General features: G+C 52.3%; 23 protein-coding genes and 3 pseudogenes. 8 read left to right on the top strand and 18 right to left on the bottom strand.

Features of this window, described 5'->3' with window-relative positions; translation table 11 throughout:
- Positions 1-192: 192 nt before the first annotated feature.
- From C7M51_RS01605 to C7M51_RS01595, 3 genes are all read left to right on the top strand, one after another.
- Positions 193-3,987, top strand: a complete 3,795-nt coding sequence (locus C7M51_RS01605; RefSeq protein ID WP_160619896.1) for an NAD(P)-binding protein — start codon at positions 193-195, stop codon at positions 3,985-3,987.
- Between the two features lie 162 nt (positions 3,988-4,149).
- Positions 4,150-4,710, top strand: a complete 561-nt coding sequence (locus C7M51_RS01600; protein ID WP_160619894.1) for a non-canonical purine NTP pyrophosphatase — start codon at positions 4,150-4,152, stop codon at positions 4,708-4,710.
- Positions 4,707-5,501, top strand: a complete 795-nt coding sequence (locus tag C7M51_RS01595) for an SIR2 family protein (RefSeq protein ID WP_160619892.1) — start codon at positions 4,707-4,709, stop codon at positions 5,499-5,501. The genes C7M51_RS01600 and C7M51_RS01595 overlap by 4 nt, the downstream gene beginning before the upstream one ends.
- 136 nt (positions 5,502-5,637) lie before the next feature.
- Here the strand turns inward: C7M51_RS01595 and C7M51_RS01590 are convergent, their stop codons facing one another.
- The 10 genes from C7M51_RS01590 to norR form a co-directional block, all read right to left on the bottom strand.
- Positions 5,638-6,693, bottom strand: coding sequence for a HoxN/HupN/NixA family nickel/cobalt transporter (locus tag C7M51_RS01590; protein ID WP_244323786.1), 1,056 nt, complete (start codon positions 6,691-6,693; stop codon positions 5,638-5,640).
- Positions 6,683-7,678: an urea transporter gene (locus C7M51_RS01585; RefSeq protein WP_160619888.1), complete on the bottom strand. Its 996-nt coding sequence runs from the start codon at positions 7,676-7,678 to the stop codon at positions 6,683-6,685. The genes C7M51_RS01590 and C7M51_RS01585 overlap by 11 nt, the downstream gene beginning before the upstream one ends.
- A gap of 19 nt (positions 7,679-7,697) precedes the next feature.
- Complete coding sequence (locus C7M51_RS01580) at positions 7,698-8,642, bottom strand: urease accessory protein UreD (RefSeq protein ID WP_160619886.1); 945 nt, start codon at positions 8,640-8,642, stop codon at positions 7,698-7,700.
- Complete coding sequence (ureG, locus tag C7M51_RS01575; protein ID WP_160619884.1) at positions 8,639-9,274, bottom strand: urease accessory protein UreG; 636 nt, start codon at positions 9,272-9,274, stop codon at positions 8,639-8,641. Before ureG ends, C7M51_RS01580 begins: the two co-directional genes overlap by 4 nt.
- A 24-nt stretch (positions 9,275-9,298) precedes the next feature.
- Positions 9,299-9,985: an urease accessory protein UreF gene (locus C7M51_RS01570; RefSeq protein WP_160619881.1), complete on the bottom strand. Its 687-nt coding sequence runs from the start codon at positions 9,983-9,985 to the stop codon at positions 9,299-9,301.
- On the bottom strand, positions 9,982-10,575 hold the full coding sequence (locus C7M51_RS01565) for an urease accessory protein UreE (RefSeq protein WP_160619879.1): 594 nt from the start codon (positions 10,573-10,575) through the stop codon (positions 9,982-9,984). Before C7M51_RS01565 ends, C7M51_RS01570 begins: the two co-directional genes overlap by 4 nt.
- A gap of 15 nt (positions 10,576-10,590) precedes the next feature.
- Complete coding sequence (locus C7M51_RS01560; protein WP_160619877.1) at positions 10,591-12,306, bottom strand: urease subunit alpha; 1,716 nt, start codon at positions 12,304-12,306, stop codon at positions 10,591-10,593.
- A 17-nt stretch (positions 12,307-12,323) separates the two neighbouring features.
- Positions 12,324-12,773, bottom strand: coding sequence for an urease subunit beta (locus tag C7M51_RS01555; RefSeq protein WP_167522376.1), 450 nt, complete (start codon positions 12,771-12,773; stop codon positions 12,324-12,326).
- A gap of 59 nt (positions 12,774-12,832) precedes the next feature.
- A complete protein-coding gene (locus C7M51_RS01550) occupies positions 12,833-13,135 on the bottom strand; it encodes an urease subunit gamma (RefSeq protein ID WP_160619874.1) in 303 nt (100 codons plus the stop codon).
- A gap of 447 nt (positions 13,136-13,582) precedes the next feature.
- Positions 13,583-15,100 (bottom strand): nitric oxide reductase transcriptional regulator NorR, encoded by a 1,518-nt coding sequence (norR, locus tag C7M51_RS01545; protein WP_160619872.1) that lies wholly within the window; start codon positions 15,098-15,100, stop codon positions 13,583-13,585.
- Between the two features lie 157 nt (positions 15,101-15,257).
- Here norR and norV point away from each other — a divergent pair, with 157 nt between their 5' ends.
- Genes norV through tehB form a run of 3 tightly spaced genes read left to right on the top strand, consistent with a single transcriptional unit; the run spans position 15,258 to position 18,749 of the window.
- Entirely contained in the window at positions 15,258-16,733 is a 1,476-nt protein-coding gene (norV, locus tag C7M51_RS01540) for an anaerobic nitric oxide reductase flavorubredoxin (RefSeq protein WP_160619871.1), read from the top strand.
- 4 nt (positions 16,734-16,737) lie between these two features.
- Positions 16,738-17,871: an NADH:flavorubredoxin reductase NorW gene (norW, locus tag C7M51_RS01535; protein ID WP_160619869.1), complete on the top strand. Its 1,134-nt coding sequence runs from the start codon at positions 16,738-16,740 to the stop codon at positions 17,869-17,871.
- A 14-nt stretch (positions 17,872-17,885) separates the two neighbouring features.
- Entirely contained in the window at positions 17,886-18,749 is an 864-nt protein-coding gene (tehB, locus tag C7M51_RS01530; protein ID WP_160619867.1) for an SAM-dependent methyltransferase TehB, read from the top strand.
- Between the two features lie 73 nt (positions 18,750-18,822).
- Here tehB and C7M51_RS01525 read toward each other — a convergent pair whose 3' ends face one another.
- Positions 18,823-19,677 (bottom strand): helix-turn-helix transcriptional regulator, encoded by an 855-nt coding sequence (locus C7M51_RS01525; RefSeq protein WP_160619865.1) that lies wholly within the window; start codon positions 19,675-19,677, stop codon positions 18,823-18,825.
- A gap of 100 nt (positions 19,678-19,777) precedes the next feature.
- On the opposite strand from C7M51_RS01525, the gene C7M51_RS01520 reads away from it, so the two are divergent.
- Positions 19,778-20,683, top strand: a complete 906-nt coding sequence (locus tag C7M51_RS01520) for an SDR family oxidoreductase (RefSeq protein WP_160619863.1) — start codon at positions 19,778-19,780, stop codon at positions 20,681-20,683.
- Between the two features lie 44 nt (positions 20,684-20,727).
- Here C7M51_RS01520 and C7M51_RS01515 read toward each other — a convergent pair whose 3' ends face one another.
- Together C7M51_RS01515 and C7M51_RS01510 are read right to left on the bottom strand one after the other, a co-directional pair.
- Complete coding sequence (locus C7M51_RS01515) at positions 20,728-21,642, bottom strand: NmrA/HSCARG family protein (RefSeq protein ID WP_160619861.1); 915 nt, start codon at positions 21,640-21,642, stop codon at positions 20,728-20,730.
- Positions 21,639-21,791, bottom strand: a pseudogene (locus C7M51_RS01510) (MBL fold metallo-hydrolase); the annotation flags it as partial. The gene C7M51_RS01515 and the pseudogene C7M51_RS01510, both read right to left, overlap by 4 nt.
- Positions 21,792-21,960: 169 nt before the next feature.
- Between C7M51_RS01510 and C7M51_RS01505 the strand changes: the two are divergent.
- Positions 21,961-22,884, top strand: coding sequence for a LysR family transcriptional regulator (locus C7M51_RS01505; RefSeq protein WP_160623535.1), 924 nt, complete (start codon positions 21,961-21,963; stop codon positions 22,882-22,884).
- Positions 22,885-23,098: 214 nt separating this feature from the next.
- Here C7M51_RS01505 and C7M51_RS01500 read toward each other — a convergent pair whose 3' ends face one another.
- The 5 genes and pseudogenes from C7M51_RS01500 to C7M51_RS22685 form a co-directional block, all read right to left on the bottom strand.
- A complete protein-coding gene (locus tag C7M51_RS01500; protein WP_160619859.1) occupies positions 23,099-23,713 on the bottom strand; it encodes a hypothetical protein in 615 nt (204 codons plus the stop codon).
- A gap of 2 nt (positions 23,714-23,715) precedes the next feature.
- Positions 23,716-24,248 (bottom strand): annotated as a pseudogene (locus C7M51_RS01495) (RHS repeat-associated core domain-containing protein); the annotation flags it as partial.
- Between the two features lie 313 nt (positions 24,249-24,561).
- Positions 24,562-25,179, bottom strand: coding sequence for a hypothetical protein (locus C7M51_RS01490; RefSeq protein ID WP_160619857.1), 618 nt, complete (start codon positions 25,177-25,179; stop codon positions 24,562-24,564).
- Positions 25,180-25,235: 56 nt separating this feature from the next.
- Positions 25,236-25,529 (bottom strand): hypothetical protein, encoded by a 294-nt coding sequence (locus tag C7M51_RS22290; protein ID WP_208852115.1) that lies wholly within the window; start codon positions 25,527-25,529, stop codon positions 25,236-25,238.
- A pseudogene (locus C7M51_RS22685) lies at positions 25,527-25,714 on the bottom strand (RHS repeat-associated core domain-containing protein); the annotation flags it as partial. The pseudogene C7M51_RS22685 and the gene C7M51_RS22290, both read right to left, overlap by 3 nt.
- Between the last annotated feature and the right edge of the window lie 288 nt (positions 25,715-26,002).

Below are 26,002 nucleotides of genomic sequence, written 5' to 3'. Positions count from 1 at the left end.
TATTAAGACCCTTCATTACCTTCCTTAACTTTCACAGCAGTTACGGCATTACCCGCCGACATTTTGCCAAAAGATGTCAGCCATACACGAAGCAGCGCGCCCCCTCCATGCCGCTTTTTCCTGCTTCTTTTTTGCTTTATCAGGTGCGTTCACCCGCCGGGAATGTTGCGGATCGATCGCTGGAGAACGGTAATGACAACTTTTGCATCATTCTGGCAGGCAGGTTACGAAGGCGCGGACCATATCAATCCGCACGGCGAACCGCTGGCGATGAACGAAACCAACGATCATCTGCGCCGCGCCGGTGAGGATTACGCTGCGCTAAAAGCGTTTAATATTTCCACGGTGCGGGAAAGCATCGGCTGGCGGCTGGCGGATCGTCACGGCGACTATGATTTCTCCTCACTCGCTACCCGGCTACAGGCAGCACAGGAACATGATATTCAAATCATCTGGACGCTGTGCCATTACGGCTGGCCAGACGATCTTAATCTCTTTTCCGACGACTTTATCCCGCGCTTCGCTGCCTTTTGTGGCGCGGCAGCCCGTTATCTGGCCCCCTGGTCCACACAGCCGCCTGTCTATTCCCCCATCAATGAGCTTTCTTTTCTGAGTTGGGGGCTGGCCGTTGGCCTTTTTCCCTGCCGCTATCTGCCCCAGCGCGATCCCGCCGATGCCTGTAAGCGCCAACTGGTGAAGGCTACATTAGCCGCCTGCGATGCTATCTGGCAGGCCGATAGTCGGGCGCGCATTCTGCACTGCGATCCCATCATTCACATTATCGCCAGCGAGCAGACGCCGGAGGCGGTGCAGGTCGCCCGCTCACACAGTAACGCACAGTTTCAGGCGTGGGACATGCTGAGCGGCAGGCTGGCACCGGAGCTGGGAGGGGCACCGCGTTATCTCGATTTGATCGGCGTGAACTATTACCACGATAACCAGTGGGAGTTTCCTTCGATGGCGCGCCTGTACTGGCACCTTGGCGACCGCCGCCGAAAGCCGCTGCATCAGATGTTGACGGAGCTGCATCAGCGCTACCAGCGTCCGTTGCTGCTGGCGGAAACCAGCCACTTTGGTAGCGGACGCGGGGCCTGGATCCGCGACGTCGCCGCGCAACTGGCTCAGGCACAGCTGGCAGGCGTGGATCTGCGCGGTGCCTGCCTCTATCCCATCCTCGATCGCCCCAAGTGGGAGGATCTGAACGCCTGGCCCCGTAGCGGCCTGTGGGATCTTGACCACAACGGAATCGATCCTTTCCTTCGCTTAATCAATCAGTCTTACGCGACAGCGTTGCGTGAAGCGCAAAAGACGCTTGTTAATTTCCAGTCGTTTACTCCTCCGGCAGCGGAGAATAAGGAGAATGGTATGCAGCAGAAAACCTTGATTGTTTTTAGCCACCTGCGCTGGGGATTTGTTTTTCAGCGTCCACAGCATTTGCTGTCGCGTCTGGCACAGCATTACCGCGTGCTGTTTATTGAGGAACCTATTTATGATGAACAGGCGGCGTCACTTCACTATGACACGCCCGCCCCCAACATCACCGTGATCCAGCCTCATACGCCGATAGCCGCGCCCGGTTTTCACGACGATCAGATCGCCACCTTACAGCTGCTGCTGACGGAGCTGGTTGATGAGCAGGAGCAGCCGGTAGTGTGGTTCTACACGCCGATGGCGCTGCCGTTGCTCACGCCTTTTACGCCGTCGCTGGTGATCTACGACTGTATGGATGAGCTTTCCGCCTTTAATCAGGCACCGCGTCAGCTTCAGCAGCGTGAATCTGCGTTGATGGCACGCGCCGATCTGGTTTTCACCGGCGGCTCCAGCCTGTATGAAGCGAAAAAGCACCGGCATCACGCCGTTTACTGTTTCCCCAGCAGCGTTGATGCAGTGCATTTTGAACAGGCGCTGGATCGCAGTAACGGCCATCCGCTCCAGCAGACGCTGCCGCCAAAGCGCCTGGGTTACTATGGCGTTATCGACGAACGTCTCGATCTACCTCTGTTAGCCGCGCTCGCCGATGCCCATCCGGAATGGCAGCTGGTCATGGTTGGTCCGGTGGTAAAAATCGATCCGGCGACGCTGCCGCAGCGCGCCAATATTCACTGGCTGGGCCAGCAGCCCTATGAGGCGCTGCCGCAGTTCCTTGCGGGCTGGGACGTTTGCCTGATGCCTTTCGCCCTGAACGCCTCTACCCAGTTTATCAGTCCGACAAAAGTGCTGGAGTATATGGCTGCCCAGCTGCCAATTGTCAGCACGGCAATCACTGACGTGGCGCGTCACTATGCCGAACTGGTAGCGATTGCTTACTCCCCGGAGGAATTTATCCATGCCTGCGAGCGGGCGCTGACGCTGGAGGAATCAGATCGCGCGTTACTGGCGCAGCAGATGCAGGCGGTGGTTGCCGCCACCTCATGGGACGCCACAACGCAGCAGATGTATAAGCTGATGAAAAAAGGTGCAACGGCAGCACGCTCCCCGACGCCCGATATCACCCCGGTTATTGCCGACGAAGTGCAGCAGGTTACACACCGCCTGAATCCCGCCGAACAGCTTTCGGTGGTGCCCTGCCTGATTATCGGTGCCGGGCCAACGGGCCTCAGCGCAGGCTATCACTACGGCAAAGGAGCGGTAGTACTGGAGAAGAATGCCTCGCCGGGCGGCTGGTGCCGTTCGCTGAACGATAAGGGCTTCACCTTCGACTACGCCGGACACATTATGTTTTCCCAGGACCCTTACGTGCTGAAAATGTATGAAATGCTGCTGGGAGATAATCTCCACTGGCAGATACGCGAGGCCTGGATCTATAACGAAGGTGGAACATACACGCGCTATCCCTTCCAGGGTGCGCTGCATGGACTGCCTGCCAAAGTGATTAAAGAGTGCATTCTCGGCGCGATTGAGGCGCGTTACGGCACCGCTGGGGAAGCAGCGAACGCGGCGGTGACCCTTGCCGAAGCACGCGACTGCTGCGCCGATGGCGTGGTGGCGGATGGCGAATCCTGCGTACCGCAACCGGAAGCGAGCAAGACGGAAAACTTCGAGCAGTTTATCTATAAAACCTGGGGACGCGGCATCGCTAAATATTTCGCCCTGCCCTATAACAAGAAGCTCTGGACGCTGCCGCTGACGGAGATGGAAACCTCATGGCTGGGCGGACGCGTACCGCTGCCGGATCTCGATCAAATTGTCGAAGGCGCGCTGGCACCGCTGGAAAAACCGATGGGACCAAATGCCCGCTTCGGCTATCCGCTGAAAGGCGGTTTTCAGGCGCTGATGCACGGTTTCCTGCCGCATATGACCTGCGTTCTGGAAACCAACAGCACGCTGGCGGCGCTGCATCCTGAACAGCATATCGCCGTGCTGGCCGATGGTCGACGCTATCGCTATGAGCAGCTGATCAGCACCATGCCGCTGCCGCAGCTGATTGCCTTAATCGGTGATGAAGCACCAGCGGCAGTGCATGAGGCAGCCTCGAAACTGCGCCACGTTTCTATTCGCTGCGTCAATATCGGCGTAGGGCGTGCCGATCTCACCGAGAAGCACTGGATCTACTATCCCGGCGATACGCTATTCCACCGTATCTTTGTGCAGGGTAACGCCAGCCCGTTCTGTAACCCGCCAGGCGGCTGCGGCCTGACCTGCGAGATCAGCTACTCGCCGGATAAACCGCTGCCGGTCAATGGCGACGCGCTGATCCAGCGCTGTATTGAGGAATGTATTGCCGTTGGCATGATCAACGCCGACGATCCGATCATTACCGCCAGTCAGGTAGATATTCCCTACGCGTATGTGGTCTACGATCATGCGCGCAGCGCCAATATCGCGCTGATCCGCAGCTGGCTGCTCCAGCAGGATATCCTGCTGGCGGGCCGCTACAGCGAATGGGAATATTACAATTCCGATCACGCATTCCTCGCTGGCAAACGGGCGGCTGAATCTGTGAAAGCCCGTAACACCTCGCTGAAAATCCAGGAAACCGGCTACTGACGCTCTGCGGCATCAGGTGACGATCTGATGCCGATCTCCTTCGCATCCTCAGCATATCAGGCTGATCGCCCTGTCCGTCTGATCTACAATGAGTGACGTCGGTGAGCGCTCCCCTGCGCAGATAATCATAACCATACCGGCGGCAATAATACTGGGTGAAGCATGAAGATACGTTTTCTTTCCAGCAATGAGCTAAAGCTGGACGAAGTGTGCAGAATTCTGGGGCCGGTTGGCGTGGAAGTTCTGCCAGTAAGCTGTCGTATTGAAGAAATACAGACGGAAAATGAAGTGGCGCTGGTGCGCGACAAGCTCACTAAGGCGTTTGCCCTGATTGGGCGGCCGCTGTTCGTCGAGCATACCGGTCTTTATCTGGATGGGCTGAACGGTCTGCCCGCCGGACTGACGCGCGTTTTCTGGAACCGGCTGAAGGTGGAACGTTTTACCGCGCTGGTACAGGCGCTGGATAATCAGAACGCCACCGCCAAAACGGTGCTCGGCTACTGCGACGGGCGCAAAATGTATCAGTTTTCCGGCGAAGTCCGCGGTAAAATTGTCGCAGAGCCCGCCGGTTCACGTGATTTTCTCTGGGACTGTATTTTCGTGCCGGAAGGCCATACGCAGACCTTCGCCGAAATGGGCGAGCTGAAACATGAGATCTCTATGCGGCGTCTGGCGCTGGATCGTTTTGCCGCCTTTCTGAAAACCGCAAGGAGCCAGCCATGAAGCCCGAACTCAAACGCGCTTACAATGCCGGTAAGCTGATTCTGTTTGCCGGAGCCGGGGTATCGCGCAATCTGGGCCTGCCGGAATGGCATGAGCTGATTACGCATCTCGCTCACGAGTTGGGCTACGATCCGCAAATTTTTAACGCCTACGGCACGCATCTGTCGCTGGCGGAATACTACAAGCAGAAAAAAGGATCGCTGGGCCCATTGCGCAGCTGGATGGATCGCGAATGGCATCGCCCCGATATCGATGTGCGCTCGTCGGAAATCCATACCATGATCACCCAGGGTGACTTCTCACGTATCTATACCACCAACTACGATCGCTGGCTGGAAATGGCACATGATGCCCACAAGGTGCCCTACTATAAGGTGGCTAACGCCGCCGATCTGGTTTCGTTGACGGAAAACCGACGCCATATCATCAAGCTGCACGGCGATTTTGATGATGACACCTCGATCGTGCTGGATGAGAGCAGCTATTTTGAGCGTCTCTATTTTGATTCACCGCTGGATATCAAGCTCACGCACGATGTGATGGGCAATTCGGTGCTGTTTATCGGCTACAGCATCAGCGATTTTAATATTCGCCTGCTGTTTTATCGCCTGACCAAAATGTGGGGGCGCACCGGCCTGGCTTCCGCCCGCCCTACCTCCTATCTCTTTACTAACCGCACCAATCCGGTAGCAAAAGAGGTGCTGGGCCAGTGGGGCATCGAAATGATTGTGTCGGAAGAGGATAACCCGCGCAAAGCGCTGGGCGACTTTCTGGCTGAGCTGATCGCCTGATACGGCCTGGCGGCAGGAAGCATCGTTTTACACTAAAGCGTTTTTTGCCAAAACCAACGGTTAGCCCATGCCCGACAGCGCATTAAACATGCGATATGACGGGCACAGGCCAAAGGTTTCGCCTTACCGATCGCCTTTAGCGAGACGTATCGACCTGTAATTTGTCATAGCCGCACAGGTAATACCATGCCATTGATAACAACCAGCAGCCGATAAACAGGCCAACCATCCAAAAACCCAGGTGACCAAGATTATCATTCAGCACCGCAATCTTGTGCCATATGTTGCCCTGCAATTCCAGCTTATCAATAATCAACCCCAGAGCTTCCAGGCCGCCGATAAACAGAGCCACTACTACCGATGCCCCGGTAATCGTCAGGTTATAATAGAGTTTGCGTACCGGACGTGAAAAGGCCCAGCCATATGCCCCTATCATCACATAATTATCAAGGGTATCGATTAGGATCATGCCAGCGGCAAACGCAGCGGGAAACAGCATCAGATGCCAGAATTGCATCCCCTGACCAGCACCAGTGGCGGAAATTGACAGTAAACCAATTTCGGTAGCGGTATCAAACCCCAGGCCAAACAGAAAGCCAACCAAATACATATGCCAGTTGCGGCTGACCAGGCCAAACAGTGGACGACACAGGCGGCTAAGCCATCCGCCTCCCAGGTGCAGCGTATCAAGCTGTTGGGACTGCAGCGGTATCCCCTGTTTTACCTGACGAAATTTTTTCCATACGTCCAGCAAAATAACCAGATTCAGTAACGCCACAATCATTAAAAAAATAGCGGATACGGATGTTCCTATCACGCTACCGATCTGATGCCATTTTTCAAGCCGATCGCGTAACAGCATGGTAGCGGCGGCAACCAGAGCCGTTGCCAGAATAACAATGGTTGAATGTCCCAGTGAAAAAAATGCCCCGATACCGATAGGTTTTTTGCCCTGCTGCATCATTTTACGTGTGACGTTATCAATCGCCGCAATATGATCGGCATCCACAGCGTGCCGTAACCCAAAGCTATAGGCGAGAACAACCATGCTCATCAGGGTGGCGTTATGCCCAAAAACGGCAAAAGCCAGCAGCCAGACGGCGATATTAACCAGTACGATCAACGTCAGTAAGCCTGCGGCATGCCAGCGCAGCACGGCATGGCCATGTTCAGGTGCAATATTATGCTTCATTAACTTCCTCCCTGTTAAATGAACAGCAGTCATCGAACTGCTTTTTTGGCCTGGCCAACAGACAGCACCAGGTGACCACGACAAAAGGCATGGTAAACGCTGGCATACCCAGAGGCATAAGCAATGTATTTAAAGCGCTCTGCACTAAAACGGCGGCCAACACGCCCAGCACGCTACCGATAGCATCCCGCCAGCTGGCGAAGGGAAAAGCAGCCCCTAAAGCGACGGCGGTTAATACCGCGCTAAAGGAGTAAAGACCGTCATTAAACGCTTCTGCATCTGCACTCATCAGCCAGGCAAAGCCGAAAGCCACAATGGAACCGCCCAGAGCGCAGAGCATAGCCCGCCACGAGCTACACGCTAATCCCAACAGCATCAGCATACCTGCCAGGTCGCTTTGCAGCAGAAAAACCTGGGAAACGCCTGACAAAAGGGCATCCGGCATTAGCAGAGGCAACGCTGTCTGGACAGCCGTTACATGTGGTAAAACCGGTACGGGCAGAGGGCCCGGCTTCAGCGCGGCGAAATGATAGCTGGCTAAAAGTGCGATCCAGCTGATTAATACAAAAGGGGCCGTCAGTACCGGCAGTCGATAAACGGCAAAAGCCCGTTCCATCGCCGCAGTCAGCATGACTGAAAGCAGGCAACAGAACATTAGTACGCCCCACATCAGCGGCGTCGCCGCCAGAAAAAAAGGCAGCGCCGTGCCAATTAAACAGCCGTTATAGCCGTACAGCCCCTGCGCCGTTTTCTCTCGTTCTGCTGGCAATAATATCGCTGCTGTAACGGTCGACGTTGCCGTTCCCAACAGACACCCAACAGCGATCGTCAGCTCGTGCGCCTGACCGGCCGCGATAAAGACAGCAATAAAAAAGAGTAACCCGCACAGCGCACTCTCCTGAAACATGACCTGTGCGCAGCCACGCAGCACCCAGGTAGCGCCCTGTCCCGCGGCACTGCACCACCGCAAGCAGCTATTTCGCATACATTTCTCCCTTTCAGCCTCAGCGCCAGAGAAACTCTGGCATTAAAGACGCACCGGTTATTTCCTGGCGGGCAAGCTGCCAGAAAGCACGCATCGCACGTTTTACCTGATGCGCTTCATAGCCCAGCGCCTTAAATATCACTCCACACTGATTCGGCAGCAGGCTGGCTCCGCTGGCTATCCCGGTTGCCGCGTCATAGAGAGGTAACGTTTGTTGTAAAATAGCGGCATGATGATGCGCTGGCGTAAGCAGTATGAGATTACCAAATACGGAAAACGGCCCCATCACCCCCACATTATCCAGCGGCTGGCTTTTTGGCGTCAGTAGATAACGCTCGCTAAACAGCTCGGTGCCCTCGTTTGTCTGTGCAACGATCGACGAGGAATAGAGATCAAAGTTAAATCCCCCGTCGGCAGCATGATATTTGCGGCCAGACGTCACAATCTCACCATAAAGCAGCGTGGCCGTCGGATGGATAACGATCTGCGTCGTGCTGAAAAAGCGGGAGTTGCTATGCGGAATAACCGGATCGGGCATTAACTCCAGGTAGCTTCCTTCTTCCAACGTGATTTGCTGGCGCTGGGCAGCATAGTTATGGCTCATCGCATGAATTTTGGTTGCCGCCTGGGTGGTGACATGACCGCAGGCACCGGGCAGCATATGTATGTCCAGCGCCTGACGATCGCCCTGTAGCAGACAACCTGAAGTGGAAATCATAAAAACACAGGGCATGTGCGGCATCGCCTCATCCCAGTACAGCGCCCGCTGTACCAGGCTGGGGGCGCGACGATCCATATGTGCCAGTACGCTACGCCGGTTACGCCGGGCAAACTCCAGACGCAAATAACCACATTTCCCCGGCCTGCCGCTGGCCATTTGCGGCGGCTCCTGTTGATATGCCGCCAGCTCAGGCGCTTCTCGTCCAATATGCGCTATCTCTCTGAGCGCCTCCTCTGCCCTCATGGAGCCACCTGCCCGGAATGGGTAAAAAGAAAATCGCGCATAATCATTGCCACCAGCTCTGCAACGCCTTCACCCGTTTTACAGTTGGTCAGAATATAGGGACGATCGCCACGCACGGTCCGGGTATCCTGTTCCATTATCGCGAGGCTGGCCCCGACATAAGGCGCGAGATCGATTTTATTAATCACCAGAATATCGGCCTGTACCAGGCCGGGACCATTTTTACGGGGGATCTTTTCTCCTTCGGCAACATCAATGACATAGATATAGAAATCAGCCAGCGCCGGGCTAAACGTCAACGTCAGGTTATCGCCACCGCTCTCGATTAACACCACGTCGCTGTCCGGGAAACGCGCCTCCATCTCCTCAACCGCTGCGATGTTCATGCTGGGATCTTCACGCACTGCGGTATGAGGGCAGGCTCCCGTCTCCACGCCCAGAATTTTTTCTTCGTCCAGAATACCCTTTAAGGTGCGCTTAACCTGTTTAGCATCTTCAGTGGTGACGATATCATTAGTGATAATCAACGGCCTGACGCCTTTTTGTATCAGTAGCGGTGTAATAACCTCAATAATGGCGGTTTTTCCTGAACCAACCGGCCCGCCAATACCTATACGGGTAATTTTTTTCACAATATTTCCTTAGCGAAGTAAGCCTTAATTGCTGAACAGACGCGTAAATGCCCGGACATGCAGCGCCGCTAATACATCACTTACCGGCGCGTAACTGGCCATCTGATCGACATTCCCCTGTTCAGCCAGATCGCATAGCGCCTCAACGGAGTCGTTAAGTTCAAATAAGATGCGCTGAGTTTCCAGATGCGTGATACGCATCAGGCGCATGGCCGCGCTGAGCAACGTCATTGCCACGCCATACAGATGCACCACTACCGCCTCACGCGGCGTCACGCCGAGCGCATTCAGTACCAGTGCCTGCGTAATGGGATAGGTACCCGGCGTTTCACCCGATGCAATCTTCTCCAGCCACCAGGCTATATCAGGATCGTCGGTAACGATGACGGCCATTTCTGCCAGCTTTTTTCCCATCCGGGTAACCATTACCCGGCTTTCTTCATTCAGCTTGCGATTAAACAGCTTGCGATCGTGAATCAGCGCTGCGGCCAGATCCTGCTGTTGTAGTCGTTGACAGCAGGAGGCGACGGCGCGTGCGTCTCCAGTAGCGGCCTGCTGTAAAGCACTGCGGGTAAATGCCGCCAGCGTTGCCGCATTGTGTACCACGCCGTGCTGAATGGCGGATTCCACGCCGTTGGAGAAGGCAAACGCACCTACCGGCAGTACCGAATCGCCAAATTGCATAATGCGAATCAGACGTAATGCATTCATTTCAATTTGATCGCATGCTGGCCCAACGCATGTTCAACATGTACATGCGTGGCGGAATCTTCGGCCCCCCCGAATAGCAGACGCGCTTCCGCCTGCGTCAGCGCTGGCAGAACGCTCTCACCGGGGACAAAGGAATACGGCAGATAATGGAATCCATGCGTTTTCATTACGGCTTCCATTACGTGCGTTGCAACGGTAAGCGGAATAAAAATACGCGTCTCCTTAAGCACCGCTTTCCAGTGCTGATTACCCAGCGCATGCCCCAGCTCGAAACCGATCCGCATCAGGCTGTGCGGCTCCCGGGCCAGCAAGCTTTCCAGATGAATCACCATCACATCGCGCAGCTGGATCTTCACCACTACCGCCCGTGCCTGCTGTTCATCCCACAATATGACATCACCATCCTGCAACAACTGTTGACGCGGTAGCGCAATACCCAGATCCAGACCAGCACGCGTCGTTTTACGACAGCAGCTTTTTTGCGCCTCCCACTGCGTTAGCTCCAGTAAATCCACCGGGTTACTGGCTACTCGCGTCTGCCACAGCGCATCCCGTTTGATATTACCCAGCACTTTTTCCACAATAATCATGCTTTCACCTGGCTCCTAGCTGAAGAAGTAACGCTGGTTAAGTGCCACCGAGGCCACCGGCTCAACGGTGGCATGTTCACCATTTACGCGGACGGCAAACGTCTCAGGATCCACGTCAATGTGCGGCGTTTCAGCATTGCGCTCCATGTCGCGCTTGGTGACAGAACGGCATTGCCTGACCGCCATAACCTGGCGTTCAAGCCCCAGTTTTTCTTTTACATCCGCTTCCAGCGCCGCGCGTGAAACGAAGGTAACGCAGGTGTCGCGCAGCGTTTTTCCCTGTGCGCCAAACATAGGCCGATACCAGACAGGCTGCGGTGTCGGCAGGGAGGCATTAGGATCGCCCATGATCGCCCAGTTAATCATGCCGCCTTTGATAACCAATTTAGGTTTCGCGCCGAAGAAGCGTGGCTCCCACAATACCAGGTCCGCCATTTTTCCTGTCTCGACCGAGCCAAGCACGTGGCTGATGCCCTGAGCAATAGCGGGATTAATCGTGATTTTTGCCACATAGCGCAGTACGCGAAAATTATCGTTATCTGCCGCATCCTCCGGCAGTTTGCCGCGAGCTTGTTTCATCGCGTGGGCAGTTTGCATCACCCGCAACCAGTTTTCTCCTACGCGCCCCATCGCCTGTGAGTCGCTGGAAAACATCGACAGGACGCCCATATCGTGCAGAACGTTTTCCGCTGCGATTGTTTCAGGACGAACACGGCTCTCGGAAAAAGCAACGTCTGCGGGAACGTCAGGGTTGAGGTTATGGCAAACCATGATCATGTCGAACAGCTCCGCCTGGCTGTTAATGCCAAACGGCAGCGTTGGGTTGGTTGAACTGGGCAAAACGTTCATTTGCGCCGCAACTTTAATGATGTCAGGCGCATGCCCACCACCCGCTCCTTCCGTATGAAAGGTATGGATAGTACGGCCTTCAAACGCATCGATCGTATCTTCTACGTAGCCACCTTCATTGAGGCTGTCGGTATGGACCGCCACCTGGATATCCATCTCATCCGCTACGCGTAACGCATGGCGTAACGCTGAGCCAGTTGCTCCCCAATCTTCGTGAACTTTAAGCCCGGCGGCACCGGCGCAAATTTGCTCCCGTAATGGTCCGGCACAGGAGGCGTGTCCCTTACCCAGCAATCCAATATTTACCGGTAAACTTTCAACCGCACGCAGCATACGTTCGATATGCCAGGGCCCGGCAGTAACCGTCGTGCCGTTAGTTCCATCGGTTGGTCCAATGCCGCCACCAAAAAAGGTGGTCACACCATTAGAAAGCGCATGTTCTGCCTGCTGCGGCGAAATAAAATGGATATGCGTATCAATACCGGCAGCGGTTAAAATAAGGTGTTCGCCAGAAATGACATCCGTGCTTACCCCCACCACCATGCCTGGCGTTACGCCATCCATCATGCCGGGATTACCGCACTTACCAATACCCGCGATCAGGCCATTTTTAATACCGACGTCCGCTTTTATCACGCCCTGTCGGGCATCCAGTACGGTAACGTTGGTAATTACCAGATCCAGCACGTCGGCGCTGAGCATTCGGTTATCCGCGCCCATGCCATCGCGTAATGATTTACCGCCGCCATAGACTGATTCATCACCGTAACCGCGCAAATCGCGTTCAATTTCGATAAACAGGTTAGTATCGCCGAGGCGAATTTTATCCCCGGTCGTCGGCCCGAACAGGCCAGCATATTCCTGACGAGAAATAACAGGCATGAAAAACTCCTTAACCGTTAGCGGCTTGTTGATTTATCCCAGGTTTGATAACCCAGCGCGATAGCGTGTTTTACCGCCTGAATTTTTTCAGCGCGTTCGCCTTGTGCTACCGGACTTTCTCCTGTCCAGCCATCGACCAAATTATTAAATCCATACAGCGTTTGTTTTCCACCTACCGGTATTAATCCCACTTCAATTTCATCACCCGGCTCAAAACGAATAGCGGTGGTGGCGGCAATATTTAATCTTTTGCCATAAGCCTGCTGCCGATCAAATTGCAGCGCTTTATTCGCTTCAAAGAAGTGAAAATGGGAACCAACCTGTATAGCACGATCGCCCGTATTACGTACCTTAATCCGGGTTTCTGGTTTGTCAGTATTAAACGCAATCGGATTTTCTTTCAGAATATAACCACCGACTTCCGTCTCACTTTCCTTATCTGAATAACACACAGCCCCTCCTTGAATTTTTACGCCAAAATTCCCGCTATAAACTGATGTAAAATAATTAATATTCAAACAGTATTTTACTGAATAGGATCATGCACCGTAATTAACCGGCTACCGTCGGTAAAAATAGCCTCTACCTGTACATGAGGTATAAGATCTGGAACGCCTTCCATAACATCATCCTTACTGAGAACCTGCCTCGCCTCAGACATAACCTCTTCCAGGGTTTTACCGTCCCGTGCGCCTTCCAGCGCAGCCACCGTAATAATGGCTACCGCTTCCGGGTAATTAAGTTTTAGCCCCCGCGCTTTTCTTCGGGTGGCAACATCAGCCAGGGTATAAACCATGAGCTTATCTATTTCTCGCGGTGTTAATTGCATCGCTCCTCCTTATTTAAATAACTTCTCCAGCGACAGAGATAATTATTTTAAATGGTTCCTTAAACAAGAGGATGATTTAATCAAAAAGTAACAAAAAGAAAAAAACCTTGTTAGAATATTTTTACGAGAAAAAATTAAATGCTTATTTCCACCCCATATGCCGCTACACTTTTTTTTGCCGTTTACTCTTTATTTAACTTTCCCATCCATTTACGGGAAATAAAATGAAACAAGTTAAGTAACGATTAAGCATCAAAAAAACAGGTTATTAAATATAAGATTTTTAATTATTAAAAATAAGGAATCAATAAAAGAAATAACGCGCTTTCTTTGTGACTGCACAATATACGGTGACGTGATTTTTAATTGCCTTCATTCCATTGCTAAATACTGCTGCGGTATGCAAACCAGGCCATATCCGCAGCAGCAACGGTATGTCATTATCCGCTACTTCAATTCCAGCCGCCGCGCCAGGCGATGCAAATTACCCGCATCCATCTCCAGTCGGCGAGCGCAGGCGGCCCAGTTGTTATCGCTGGCCTGGAGCGCACGCAGGATATACTGACGCTGAAAATCGCGCGTGGCGTCCTGTAAGTTCTGCTGCGGCAACGCTTCGGCAGGCTGCGGTATTTCCATTACTTCCGCGCCGTTATCCAGCGAAAAGTGATGCGGCATCAGCAAAATATCGCCGTTGCGCGCATCTGCCTGCGCGACGATGGTTGCGCGATAGATAGCATGTTCCAGTTCGCGGATATTGCCCGGCCAGCGGTAGCTGCTCAGCATTGCACGCGCCGCCGCGCTGAGCGCGATATGTTGCAGGCCAAACTTCGCCCGGCACTTCTCACAGAAATAACCGGCCAGCAGAATGATATCTTCGCCACGCTCGCGTAGCGCCGGTACCTGCAATGGAAATACGCTAAGGCGATGATAGAGATCGGCCCGGAAAGTCCCGTCGGCCACCGCCTGACGCAGTTCAAGGTTAGTCGCCGCCAGGATACGCACGTCCACCTTCAGATGACGATCTTCCCCCACGCGTTGCAGGTCGCCATATTGCAGTACGCGCAACAGCTTCGCCTGTAGCGTCAGCGGCAGTTCACCAATTTCATCAAGGAACAACGTACCGCCATCGGCCATTTCAAACTTCCCGGTACGATCGTGCACCGCGCCGGTAAAAGCCCCTTTCACATGGCCAAACAGCTCGCTTTCCGCCACGGTTTCCGGCAGCGCCGCACAGTTGAGGTAAATTAACGGGCTGGCGGCACGTGCCGACTGGCGATGCAGCGCCTGCGCAACCAGCTCTTTCCCGACGCCGGTTTCGCCGGTAATCAGCACGTTAAGATCGGTCGGTGCCACTACCGCAATCTCTTTCTTCAGCTGCTGCATCGGTACGGAATCACCGATCATCTCGCTCTCTTCCGTCCCGCCGCGCCGCGCATGATCGGGCGTGAAGGCGTTGCCCGGCTGCTCCAGCTGTTCCAGCAACAGCGCATTATTCAGCGCGCTACCCACCAGGCTCGCCACCACGCGCAGCTCTTCATCGCTGTAATCGTCAAACTGGCTGGCGTTCATGCCGTCCAGCGTCAGCGCCCCAATCAGGTTTTGACCGGAAAACAGCGGCAGGCCAACGCAGGCGTGTACATGTAGCTCATGCCGATCGGGGATCAGTCCGTCATAGGGATCGGGCAGGCTGCTGTCGGCGGGAAAACGCACCACGTCGCCGGCACGGGCAATCGCCTCCAGACGCGGATGCGCCTCGATTTTAAAGCGCCTGCCCATCACGTCCGGTGCCAGTCCCGCTGTCGCCAGCGGGCGGAAATGCTGCGCCTCGTAGCGCAGCAGCGCGGTGGCATCGCACTGCAACAGATGATGAATGCTGCTAATCATGTGCTTAAAACGGTCGGAACGGGAAAGGCCGTTCTGAATTTCAACCGCCAGTGCGGCAAGGCTCTCTACTGAAATCGTCATGCTGTCGTTTCCACAATGCAATTGTCAAAAACACAATAGATTAAAACTGTCATTTCAACAATCCTTAAAATTTAACTCATTAAAAATCAATGAGATAAAAACTGGCACGCGAAGTGCAATAACAGGTTAACTTTATGAACCTGTTAGAGGAACCAAGATGAGCATTCACGTTAAAAATAACATTACCTGGGTAGGCCAACGCGACTGGGAAGTACGTGATTTTCATGGTACCGAATATAAAACGCTGAGAGGCAGCAGCTACAACAGCTACCTGATCAAAGAAGAGAAAAATGTCCTGATCGACACCGTTGACCACAAATTCAGCCGTGAATTTGTCAACAACCTGATGCAGGAAATCGCTCTCGATAAAATCGACTACATCATCATTAACCATGCGGAAGAAGACCACGCCGGTGCTCTGACCGAGCTGATGTCCCGCATCCCGAATACGCCGATCTACTGCACCGAAAACGCCATTGACTCCATCAACGGTCATCACCATCACCCGGAATGGAACTTCAACGTGGTAAAAACCGGTGATTCACTGGATATCGGTAACGGTAAAAAACTGATCTTCGTTGAAACGCCGATGCTGCACTGGCCGGACAGCATGATGACTTACATGACTGAAGATGCCGTACTGTTCAGTAACGATGCCTTCGGTCAGCACTACTGCGACGAACATCTGTTCAACGATGAAGTTGATCAGACTGAACTGTTTGAACAGTGCCAGCGTTACTACGCTAACATCCTGACACCGTTCAGCCGTCTGGTGACGCCAAAAATCACTGAAATCCTCGGCTTCAACCTGCCGGTCAGCATGATTGCTACCTCTCACGGTGTGGTATGGCGCGACAACCCGACTCAGATTGTCGAACTTTACCTGAAATGGGCCGCTGACTATCAGGAAGATCGTATCACCATCTTCTACGATACCATGTCCAACAACACCCGCATGATGGCTGATGCTATCGCACAGGGCATTAACGAAATCGATCCTCGCGTAGCGGTAAAAATCTTTAACGTCGCGCGCAGCGACAAAAATGAAATCCTGACCAACGTATTCCGCTCCAAAGGCGTGCTGGTGGGGACTTCCACCATGAACAACGTGATGATGCCGAAAATCGCTGGTCTGGTAGAAGAGATGACCGGTCTGCGTTTCCGCAACAAACGTGCCAGTGCCTTCGGTTCACACGGCTGGAGCGGTGGTGCGGTAGATCGCCTGTCAACCCGTTTGCAGGACGCCGGTTTTGAAATGTCCCTCAGCCTGAAAACCAAATGGCGTCCGGATGGTAAAGCGCTGGAAGAGTGCCGCGAACATGGCCGCAACATTGCTCGCCAGTGGGCGCTGTCACCGCTGCCAGCACAAGCCGCACAGCCGAAAGCTGCCGCTGCACCGGCCGCCGCACTGGAGGTAGCCGTTAACGCCGCACCGGAAAGCGCCGACAACAGCGTTGCGGCAGATGCCGGTCAGAAAATGATTTGCAGCGTCTGCCTGTGGGTCTACGACCCGGCGACCGGTGAAGACTCTCAGGATGTAGCGCCGGGCACCGCCTGGGCTGACGTACCGGAAGATTTCCTCTGCCCGGAATGCGGCATGGGTAAAGACGTCTTTGACCCCTACGAGGGCTAATACTATGTCATCAGATATCATCATTATCGGCTCCGGCTTTGCCGCCCGACAGTTGATTAAAAACCTGCGTCAGCAGAACAAAGAGGTGCCGATCCGTCTGATCGCCGCCGACAGCTGCGACGAATACCACAAGCCAGAGCTGAGCCACGTCTTCTCTCTGGCACAGCGGGCCGATGATTTGACCCGCATCACCGCCGCCGACTACGCGGAAAAAAATAACGTGACGCTACACCCGCATACACGGGTAACGCGTATCGATGCTGCCGCACATCGTATCGAAACCACGGCAGGCGACTTCACCTATGGCAAGCTGGTGCTTGCCACGGGAGCAGAGGCGCTGGTACCGCCGATCGGCGGCAGCGAGCTGATGTACACCCTGAACAGCCAGCAAGAATATCGCCGCTGTGAAGAGAATCTGCAAAGCGCCAAACGTGTACTGCTCATCGGTGGCGGCCTGATCGGCACCGAGCTGGCGATGGACCTGAACCGCGCCGGTAAAGCGGTGACGCTGATTGACCGTAGCGGCAGCCTGCTTTCCGCGCTGATGCCGCCGGAAATCAGCGGTCGTCTGCAACACCGTCTGGTGAAATCAGGCGTCGAGATGCGTTTCAACTGCGAGCTCTCCTCGCTGGCGCGTCATCACGACACTCTGGTGGCCACCCTGAGCAACGGCCAGCAGATCACCTGCGATGCCGTGGTATGCGCCATCGGCCTGCGTCCTAATGTGGCGCTGGCACAACAGGCGGGCCTGGAAACACGTCGCGGTATCGTCGTGGACGATCGTCTGACTACCACAGACCCCGATATTTTTGCGCTGGGCGACTGCGCGGAAATTCAGGGCAAGCTGATGCCTTACCTGCAACCGGCCCAGCTGGCGGCAATGACGCTGGCGAAAAACCTGACCGGCAACAGCGCCAGTCTGAGCCTGCCGGCGATGCTGGTAAAAATCAAAACGCCCGATCTGCCACTGCACCTGGCAGGTAACGCTGGCGATGCAGATCTGAACTGGGAAATGCAGTTCAGCAAAGCAGGCATTGTAGCGAAAGGGCTGGACGCCGCCGGACAGCTGAAAGCGTTCGTGGTCAGTGAAGATCATATGAAGCAGGCGCTTCCCTTGCTGAAACAGTTAACCCGTTAATAACGGAGTAAATTATGACCGATCTGATTTGTTATCAAACGCTGCCGCTTTGGGATAGCACCACGCTGCCGCCAATCTGGTTGCAGCCCTATCACACCGAACCGGGAAGCTGGGCGCAGATAAAGCTGTATAAAGGTACGCTGGATCTTGCCCTGCTCACCGAGCGCGGTGAGGTAGTGGAAACGCTGACCCTGAATCCGGCTTCACAGCCGCCGCGTCTGGCACCGCAGCAGTGGCACCGTGTCGTTTCCTTCAGCCCGGACATGGAGTGCCAGCTGGCGCTCTATTGCAAGCCGGAGGATTACTACCACAAACGCTATCAGCTGACGCCGACGCACTCTGAAGTGCTGGAAGCAGCAGGCCGCATTCCGCCTGGACGGGCGCTGGATCTCGGCTGCGGTAACGGTCGTAACGTGCTTTATCTGCAACAGCAGGGCTTTAACGTTGAGGGCTGGGACAGAAACAGCGACAGCCTGAACAACCTACAGCAGATTATCAACACGGAAGAGCTGGCAGGCATTCAGCTGCGGCAGTGCGATTTAAATCAGGTAACGATTGAGAAACAGTACGATTTTATTCTCTCAACGGTGGTCATGATGTTTTTGCAGCCGAAAACCATTCCTGGGCTGATTGGTCAGATGCAGCAGGCAACGGCACCGGGCGGTCACAATCTGATTGTGGCTGCGATGAGTACGCCGGACTATCCCTGTCCGATGCCGTTCCCGTTCACCTTCAGTCGTAGCGAACTGCTCGGTTATTACGACGGCTGGGATATTCTGAAATACAACGAAAATCCCGGTGCGCTGCATAAAACCGACGCGCAGGGCAACCGCATTAAGCTGCGCTTCGCCACTCTGCTGGCACGCAAGCCGGTTTAACGCGACGGTTGCTTCGATAAAACAAAAGCCCGGCACTTAGCCGGGCTTTCTGTTATAAGTGGCGATCGGACGATTATTTGCGATCGTGGCGTTTTAATGCATCGCCTGACAGGAAACATTTTACCTGCTCGTCAATTTTTTGACGGCTTTCCTCCGTCGTCGGATTAAAGACCAGCATCGCCAGATCCGGTCGCCCTTCCACCGTAAACGTCGAGAACTCGAGATCTATCGCTCCAGCCTGCGGGTGATAAATGCGTTTTGCCCCTTCACCGTGGCTAACAACATCATTGCTGCGCCACAAGGTATCAAATTCAGGACTCAAACGGGAAAGCTCCGCCACCAGCTTATCGGTTTGTGTCGATTTACCCGCTCGCGCTACGTCGGCACGAAACGCGCTAACCACCAGCAGCGCCATCGCCTGCCAGTCAGACTGCGCACGGCGTACCTCAGGATCGGTAAACATTCGGCGCAGAACATTACGCTCCGCCAGCGGCAACTGTCCATAATCCGTTAATACGGACGCAGCGGCACGATTCCAGGCAATCACATCCCAGGTCACAGTTTTAACAATCGCCGGAATGGTGAGCACATCCAGCACCCGCTGTAGTCGCGGCGTAACAGCACCGGAAACGATGAATTGCGCGTCGGGCGGATGACCAAACGCCAGAATAAACAGGTGTTCACGTTCGGGGGGAGTCAGACGCAATGCCCGGGCGATACGATTAAGTACTTCCCGCGATGGCGCACCGCCGCGCCCCTGTTCAAGCCAGGTGTACCAGGTGGGGCTGATATTGGCGAGCTGCGCAACCTCTTCACGGCGCAATCCGGCTGTACGCCGCCTGCCCGGCATAAAGCCAAATGCGGCAGGATCGAGACGCAAACGCCGCGCCCGCAGAAAATCGCCCATTGACTGCATTGCCGTTTGCATCGTCGTTATCCTGTTAAGGTTTATACCCTGATAAGGTCCCTACTTTTACCGTATGACTATAGCGCTACTCTGTTCCGGAACCCTAATCTGGAGGTGTGTTATGCGAGTATTTCTTACCGGAGCCAGCGGATTTATTGGCTCCCGGATCCTGACGGAACTGCTGGCAGCCGGACATCAGGTGACCGGGCTCGCCCGCTCAGATAGCAGTGCACAGGCGATCAACGCAGCGGGGGCCGAGGTTCAGCGCGGTACGCTGGAAGCGCCAGACGCTTTCATGGCAGCAGTACAGCATGCCGATGCCGTTATCCATACCGCGTTTGATTTTGATTTTCAGCGATTTACTGAGAGTTGCGAAAAGGACAGGCGGGTTATCCACGCTATCGGCCAGACGCTGAAAAACAGTGCCCGGCCATTTATCATCACCTCAGGAACCGGCATCGGCGATGACGGCAACACGGCTCTGGCCCGGGAAGATCAGTTTAAGTCTGACAATATAAATCCGCGAGTGGCCACGGAAATTGAGGCTAATGCTCTGCTCGCAGAAGGCGTTAATATACGGATCGTGCGCCTGCCACAGGTTCATGACACCACACGTCAGGGGCTTGTGACCTGGTACATTCAGCACGCCATTGAAAAAGGTGCGGTTGCCTGCATCGGTAATGGTGACAACTGTTGGGCGGCAGCGCACGTCAGTGACGTCGCCAGGCTATACCCGCTGGTGCTGGAACACGGTGAAAGCGGTAAACGCTATCACGCCATTGCAGAAGAAGGCGTTCCGTTCCGGCAGATAGCGGAAGTCATTGCCCGTAAGCTCAATCTGCCGCTGATATCGCTATCACCTTCAGAGGCTGAAGCCCATTTTGGCGGGTTAGCCCTGTTTATCGCCATGAACCTGCGTGCATCATCCGCCTGGACGCGTCAGCAGCTGGGCTGGCATCCTACCGGCCCGGGTCTGCTCGACGATTTGCAGAATATGGATTATGCCTCGCTATTATCATCCCGATAGCCGACTTACCCGGCTCCCTGTAACGGGAGCCGGGTAAAGTGGGTTTACTGGTTAAACGCCCAGCTGGCAGTGGTGGCCATCGCCCGTTCAAAAGCCTCTCGCCCGCTTCCCGCAAGCCATGATTCAAAGGATTGCAGTTGCGGATTCATTTGCCGCATTGCCGCCAGGTCAGCGTGCCCTACCAGCCGCCCATCATCCACCATCGCGGTCAGCTTTTGCAGAAAAGGATTTGTGGACAGCACATCGTCAGAAAAACGGGAATACGTGACGGGTCGCCCCGCAGCCGCAGTGAAGAATGCCTGAAGCTGTAAGCCGGTGACGGCGTCACTGGCAATTTCAAACGTTTTGCCTTTAAACCTCACCGGATCAGCATAGACGGCGGCGACAATTTTTCCGATATCTTCAACCGCGATGACCTGCATGAAGCCTTCCGGCTGCATAAAAAAATGAAAATGGCCTTCATCAAGCCCGAAGCCGGGCATCACCAACAGTTCCATAAAGGTGACCGGACGTACAATGGTCGAAGTGATGGGCAGCGTGCGGATATGCCGTTCAATTTCAGCCTTACTGTCATAATGCGCCACGCCGGTGGGTTGATCGCCCACCGCGCTGGCTGAAGAGTAGACCAGATGCTTTACGTCATACTCGACGGCAAGGCTGGCGATCGTCTTGCCATAGAGGACTTCGTCGTCGTCGGTTATCGTTCCGCCCGGCGAACTGGGTTGGACACTGAAAACGCCGTATGCCCCGTTCATCGCTGCTCGTATCGTCCCGATATCATCGAATGCCCCGGTGACAATTTCTGCTCCGGCATCCCGAAGCGCGAGTGACGCCGAAGATGAGGGATTACGCACCATGGCACGCACAGAGTAGCCTGCGTTAAGCAGTGCCCTTGACACCGAGCCACCCTGCTGGCCCGACGCGCCGAAAACCAATATGAAAGACTGGTTATTCTTCATTTATTTTTCCCCGCCTCAGTCCAGCCATAGTTACCCTGTCTGTCGATGTTCAGCCAGCCGCAGGACTCTCCGGCAAAAAAAGCATATTCACCGCCGGAGGAGAGTATCAAAGCCGCATGATCGGGGCGGTGCCCCGGCGTCGGTGTATATAAATCCGCTACCGGAATATCAATTTCACGTTCCGGCACTTTAAAAATAACGCTGTTGCCTGTTCGATACTGTTGCATCACGCCCTCCGCACATGCTGTGCATGTTTGATTTAACAACGTGATGTTCACTATCCTTTTGGAAGGTATAACATTCAAATTGATTATTATGATGAAGAAAATCAGCGAAAATGATTTCCGCCGGATAGATTTGAATCTGCTGACGGTCTTTCTGGTGTTATATCGTGAGGCCAGCGTTACCCGTACCGCAGAAGTTCTGCATCTGGGACAACCCGCTATCAGCGGAGCGCTGAAACGGCTACGCGAAATGTTCAACGACCCGCTGTTTGTTCGCAGTACCAAAGGAATGCTGCCAACGCCGCGTGCCGAAGCGCTGATATCCGATATGCAACCGTTGATGGAAGACCTGCATGCAGTGATCTTTGGCGCACAGGACTTCTCTCCCGCTACGGCAAAACGCATTTTTCGGGTAGGAATGAGCGACTGGAGCGAGCACTGGCTGATGCCGGATTTATTGCCCGTTATCACCCATGACGCTCCGGGTCTGGAGCTGCATATTGTTGCCGCCGATCCCTTCCAGGTTCGTCGATTACTGGAAGAAGATATGATTGATATTGCAGTTTCGCTGAATAAGCCAAGCATCGGTGAGGTCGTGAGTGAACCCGTCATGACAATGGGTGTTTCCACACTCTGGTCGCCACAGCAGATCCCATGCGATGGGCCATTATTGATAAACGACTTTATCGCTTATGAACACATCATGGTGTCGTATCGTGAATCAAACCACAGTGAAATCGACCGGCAACTTATCAACCAGGGGTTACAACGCCACGTGCGTTACGTTACGGCAAATTTTTCTACCTTTCCTTTGCTGTTAACCACCATGCCAGTTTTCGCCACGGTTCCAGACGGGTTGGGCAGACGATGGCAGCAGCATTTTGCGTTACGATCCAGCGCAACGCCTGTAAATTACCCTTCTTTTACGCTGTGCATTTTGCGTCACAAGCGCCGGGTACAGGATCCTGCACTGAACTGGCTAATGGCACAGTTAAAATCAACCATGCTGCGCTTTTAATCATAAGTCGTTGGGTTGATGCAGCACCGAGCGGCTTCGGTCATAAAATTTCGCGGTCATCCTGCGAAATTCTGGCCGTAAATCATCCCACCCGCAGCGTGTCGCGGACACTCTGACTGCAGCGGGTTTCTTCCAGCGGCGCGCCGTTCAGATCCGTACTGAACCAGTAAATATCGCCATTCGTGTCATTAAAAAGTTTTTATCCGGCTTTTTTTCAGCGTAATGGAACAGGCAGCCTACGAGTTAATGGCCGTAATTTTTCACGATCGTCCCACAGGCCAGGAAAAACCTCAAATTTCAGATCGTCCCTGTTTATTCCTGTATCAAAATAACGACAAAGACGATCATGGAGATCATCATGCCCCCACATATTAGTTAATTCATATTCTTCTATCAATTTACGGTCTTGTGGCAGTGTTAAGTCTTCTTTTATCACCGGTGCCTGAGTTACACTAATATTTCCATCAGGCCCAAGATCTATTAGCTTTCCTCCCATGAATAAAAATCCATTTCTATTCTCAGGATAATGCCCTTTATCCATAGAACTATAAGCATGAATCCAGTACGGTTCATAAGGTTTAGAGCTAGGTCTTACAGTTCCTGATTTGATTTTACCCTGAATAAGATCTTTATTAATAACTTTGCCAACAAACACCCTAAATAAACTATTTATTTCATTTAAATCAATATATTCCCATACACCACTAGTGTTAGATAAATCATAAAATCGCATTGCCGGGCTAGTTAACATCTGGCCTATTGTATATAAATTGTCACGCAGCTTAATATTAACCAAATCCCCTACTTTCCAAGTAATTCTTTTAGCCATAATTAACACCCCCCACTTTTATTCTTACCATTAAAATGTTCATCAGCGGCGTTAAGGTATTCGGTTCTTCTGGCATTACCCTGACCAACTGGATTCTGTTTATTAGCAGTACCTACCAGGCCACCTAATTCTTCAAATCTCCTTTGTTCTAATCCTCTGGCAATATCTTTACCTTTCTGACCATAACCATCGTATATAATTTGAGGTGCCTGTCCGCCAAAACGCTCAAAGTTTCCTCCATAGCGATAATTCAATACATTTTGCGCTGTTTGATGTCCTTGCATACTGGCATAGCCAACGTAAGGTTTTCCTGTAGTAGCATCAATACCTTGATAAGTAATATGAGTTGCCGTTGTCGGGCTACATGCTAACCCCCACGGATCGATCCACGACACCGGATTCGGCGCGTACTGGTAAAGATTCAGCCCGCCCGCCAGCCCAATCGGGTCCTGGCTTATAAAGCGCCCCACCTGCGGGTCATAATAACGGAACAGATGTAGTGCAGTCCTGTTTCGCTGTCAGCATATTGTCCCGCTTAGTACAGCGACTGACGCCGCAGGACAATCTCCTGTACTATAAGGAGAAATCTTATCGAGATAATTCTTCACTATAAATAAAACAGCAATTAGAATTAGTTAAACCCTTTAAATTTCTCTTGGACTTATCAATAAATAAACAATTAATATTTTCCGGTGAAGCTAAATGAATAACTCTATTGTTAATTTGTTATTTTTTTATTGTATAATTAAGCTTATTACAGTCTCACCAATTTCTGCTACCGATACATTCCTCAGCTCTATACATCATTGAGTTTTCTGAAAACTTTCTTTATAAAAAAGAAGTATTATTCAACTATATTTCCTTGAAAATAAAATTTTATCACCTTTTATATTCCAAAAATCCTCATCGGTAATGTTTAATGACAACTTGTTACAATACTCAGTTAATATATATTTATTAATCCTTTTACGAATAATTCTATTATTATAATAACTTTCATTTTCAAACCATAACATCTCACCAACTTGATAAAACTTCCAACGTGGATCGGTCATCGAATAAACAACTCTTATTTTTTTTAATTTATCAGTATATCCTACATAGTCAAAAGAATTCATGACATCTTTTTTATTCTCCTCATCTAACCGGAAAGAATAGAAACCATGTTTGGTAAATTTACTTAGCTGATGACATAATGTTCCCCAACCATCTTGAAGATTACTAACCATTACAGTTCCTTGAGTTGTTCGGCAAGGGAAAAATAATGCTTTCAACGCACTTTTAGGATTACACACTTGAGGACAAGTTATGTCATCAGATTCAAAAATGGAAAAAAAATCAAATTTTCCAATCTTTGTTTGGTTAAGCTTATCCAATTCAGTCTTTTCTTCTAATAAGAATTTCAACTCATCAAAAGAAGTTTCAGTGTATGAAAACTTTATTTCCTCACAATTATATAAATTCATTAAACTCCCCCGCATACTGATCTACCGCTGATTTTATTCCCATTTTTATCAATATTCTAAAAAGTACTTCGAGCATTTGGATCATTCGCTTTTATTACTTTTTCGTGTTTTCTGCTAGCTCTGGTACTAGTATCATATTCGATATTATAATTAACACCATCTTTATTATATTGAATATCTGGCTTGTTATTCCCTACCTTATTACCATTAACATCCACTTGTTGCTGGTTTTTTCTAATATCTGTTACTCCTTCGGTATTTTGCAAACCTTCAATATGCTGATCTATAGCTTCATTATGGCCTACACCGCCATGTTTTGGCGCAATTCCATTATTTGCTTTAGCAACCAACCCCCACGGATCGATCCAAGTGAGAGGATTCGGCGCGTACTGGTAAAGATTCAGCCCCCGGCTAGCCCTGTCGGGTCCTGGCTTATAAAGCGTCCCACCTGCGGGTCATAATAACGGAACAGATTGTAGTCCAGCCCCGTTTCGCTGTCAGCATATTGTCCCGCGTAGCGCAGCGGCTGATGCCGCAGCGTCCTGACCGCTCTAATGCAAAATTCCGTTTTTGCCAGATAGGGGGACGAACCCTATCCGTTTTCCAGAGCATGCTATCGTTTTCGTATATAAATTACTAAAATTATATCCTCCTAGCTTATTGGCTGCTTACTTGGATATTTAAGGCTCTAATATACTTCATAAATAAAAAAATCACTACATAAGCTAGACATTTTATTATTATCTATGCCATTGAACTTATTAGGTATTAATTTGTTAACATAATAATATGCATTGCGCGTCCAGACTTTATGATTACATCA

This window comes from Mixta intestinalis, from assembly GCF_009914055.1.
GTDB lineage: Bacteria > Pseudomonadota > Gammaproteobacteria > Enterobacterales > Enterobacteriaceae > Mixta > Mixta intestinalis.
The sequence above is the reverse complement of the archived record's forward strand: the minus strand, read 5'-3'. Positions and strand labels throughout refer to the sequence as shown.

What these genes read in the sequence shown, in the direction of transcription:
- C7M51_RS01605 (WP_160619896.1), top strand. Translation starts at nt 193, where the DNA reads ATGACAACTTTTGCATCATTCTGGCAGGCAGGTTACGAAGGCGCGGAC.
- C7M51_RS01600 (WP_160619894.1), top strand. Translation starts at nt 4,150, where the DNA reads ATGAAGATACGTTTTCTTTCCAGCAATGAGCTAAAGCTGGACGAAGTG.
- C7M51_RS01595 (WP_160619892.1), top strand. Translation starts at nt 4,707, where the DNA reads ATGAAGCCCGAACTCAAACGCGCTTACAATGCCGGTAAGCTGATTCTG.
- C7M51_RS01590 (WP_244323786.1), bottom strand. Translation starts at nt 6,693, where the DNA reads ATGAAGCATAATATTGCACCTGAACATGGCCATGCCGTGCTGCGCTGG.
- C7M51_RS01585 (WP_160619888.1), bottom strand. Translation starts at nt 7,678, where the DNA reads ATGCGAAATAGCTGCTTGCGGTGGTGCAGTGCCGCGGGACAGGGCGCT.
- C7M51_RS01580 (WP_160619886.1), bottom strand. Translation starts at nt 8,642, where the DNA reads ATGAGGGCAGAGGAGGCGCTCAGAGAGATAGCGCATATTGGACGAGAA.
- C7M51_RS01570 (WP_160619881.1), bottom strand. Translation starts at nt 9,985, where the DNA reads ATGAATGCATTACGTCTGATTCGCATTATGCAATTTGGCGATTCGGTA.
- C7M51_RS01565 (WP_160619879.1), bottom strand. Translation starts at nt 10,575, where the DNA reads ATGATTATTGTGGAAAAAGTGCTGGGTAATATCAAACGGGATGCGCTG.
- C7M51_RS01560 (WP_160619877.1), bottom strand. Translation starts at nt 12,306, where the DNA reads ATGCCTGTTATTTCTCGTCAGGAATATGCTGGCCTGTTCGGGCCGACG.
- C7M51_RS01550 (WP_160619874.1), bottom strand. Translation starts at nt 13,135, where the DNA reads ATGCAATTAACACCGCGAGAAATAGATAAGCTCATGGTTTATACCCTG.
- norR (WP_160619872.1), bottom strand. Translation starts at nt 15,100, where the DNA reads ATGACGATTTCAGTAGAGAGCCTTGCCGCACTGGCGGTTGAAATTCAG.
- norV (WP_160619871.1), top strand. Translation starts at nt 15,258, where the DNA reads ATGAGCATTCACGTTAAAAATAACATTACCTGGGTAGGCCAACGCGAC.
- norW (WP_160619869.1), top strand. Translation starts at nt 16,738, where the DNA reads ATGTCATCAGATATCATCATTATCGGCTCCGGCTTTGCCGCCCGACAG.
- tehB (WP_160619867.1), top strand. Translation starts at nt 17,886, where the DNA reads ATGACCGATCTGATTTGTTATCAAACGCTGCCGCTTTGGGATAGCACC.
- C7M51_RS01525 (WP_160619865.1), bottom strand. Translation starts at nt 19,677, where the DNA reads ATGCAAACGGCAATGCAGTCAATGGGCGATTTTCTGCGGGCGCGGCGT.
- C7M51_RS01520 (WP_160619863.1), top strand. Translation starts at nt 19,778, where the DNA reads ATGCGAGTATTTCTTACCGGAGCCAGCGGATTTATTGGCTCCCGGATC.
- C7M51_RS01515 (WP_160619861.1), bottom strand. Translation starts at nt 21,642, where the DNA reads ATGAAGAATAACCAGTCTTTCATATTGGTTTTCGGCGCGTCGGGCCAG.
- C7M51_RS01505 (WP_160623535.1), top strand. Translation starts at nt 21,961, where the DNA reads ATGAAGAAAATCAGCGAAAATGATTTCCGCCGGATAGATTTGAATCTG.
- C7M51_RS01500 (WP_160619859.1), bottom strand. Translation starts at nt 23,713, where the DNA reads ATGGCTAAAAGAATTACTTGGAAAGTAGGGGATTTGGTTAATATTAAG.
- C7M51_RS01490 (WP_160619857.1), bottom strand. Translation starts at nt 25,179, where the DNA reads ATGAATTTATATAATTGTGAGGAAATAAAGTTTTCATACACTGAAACT.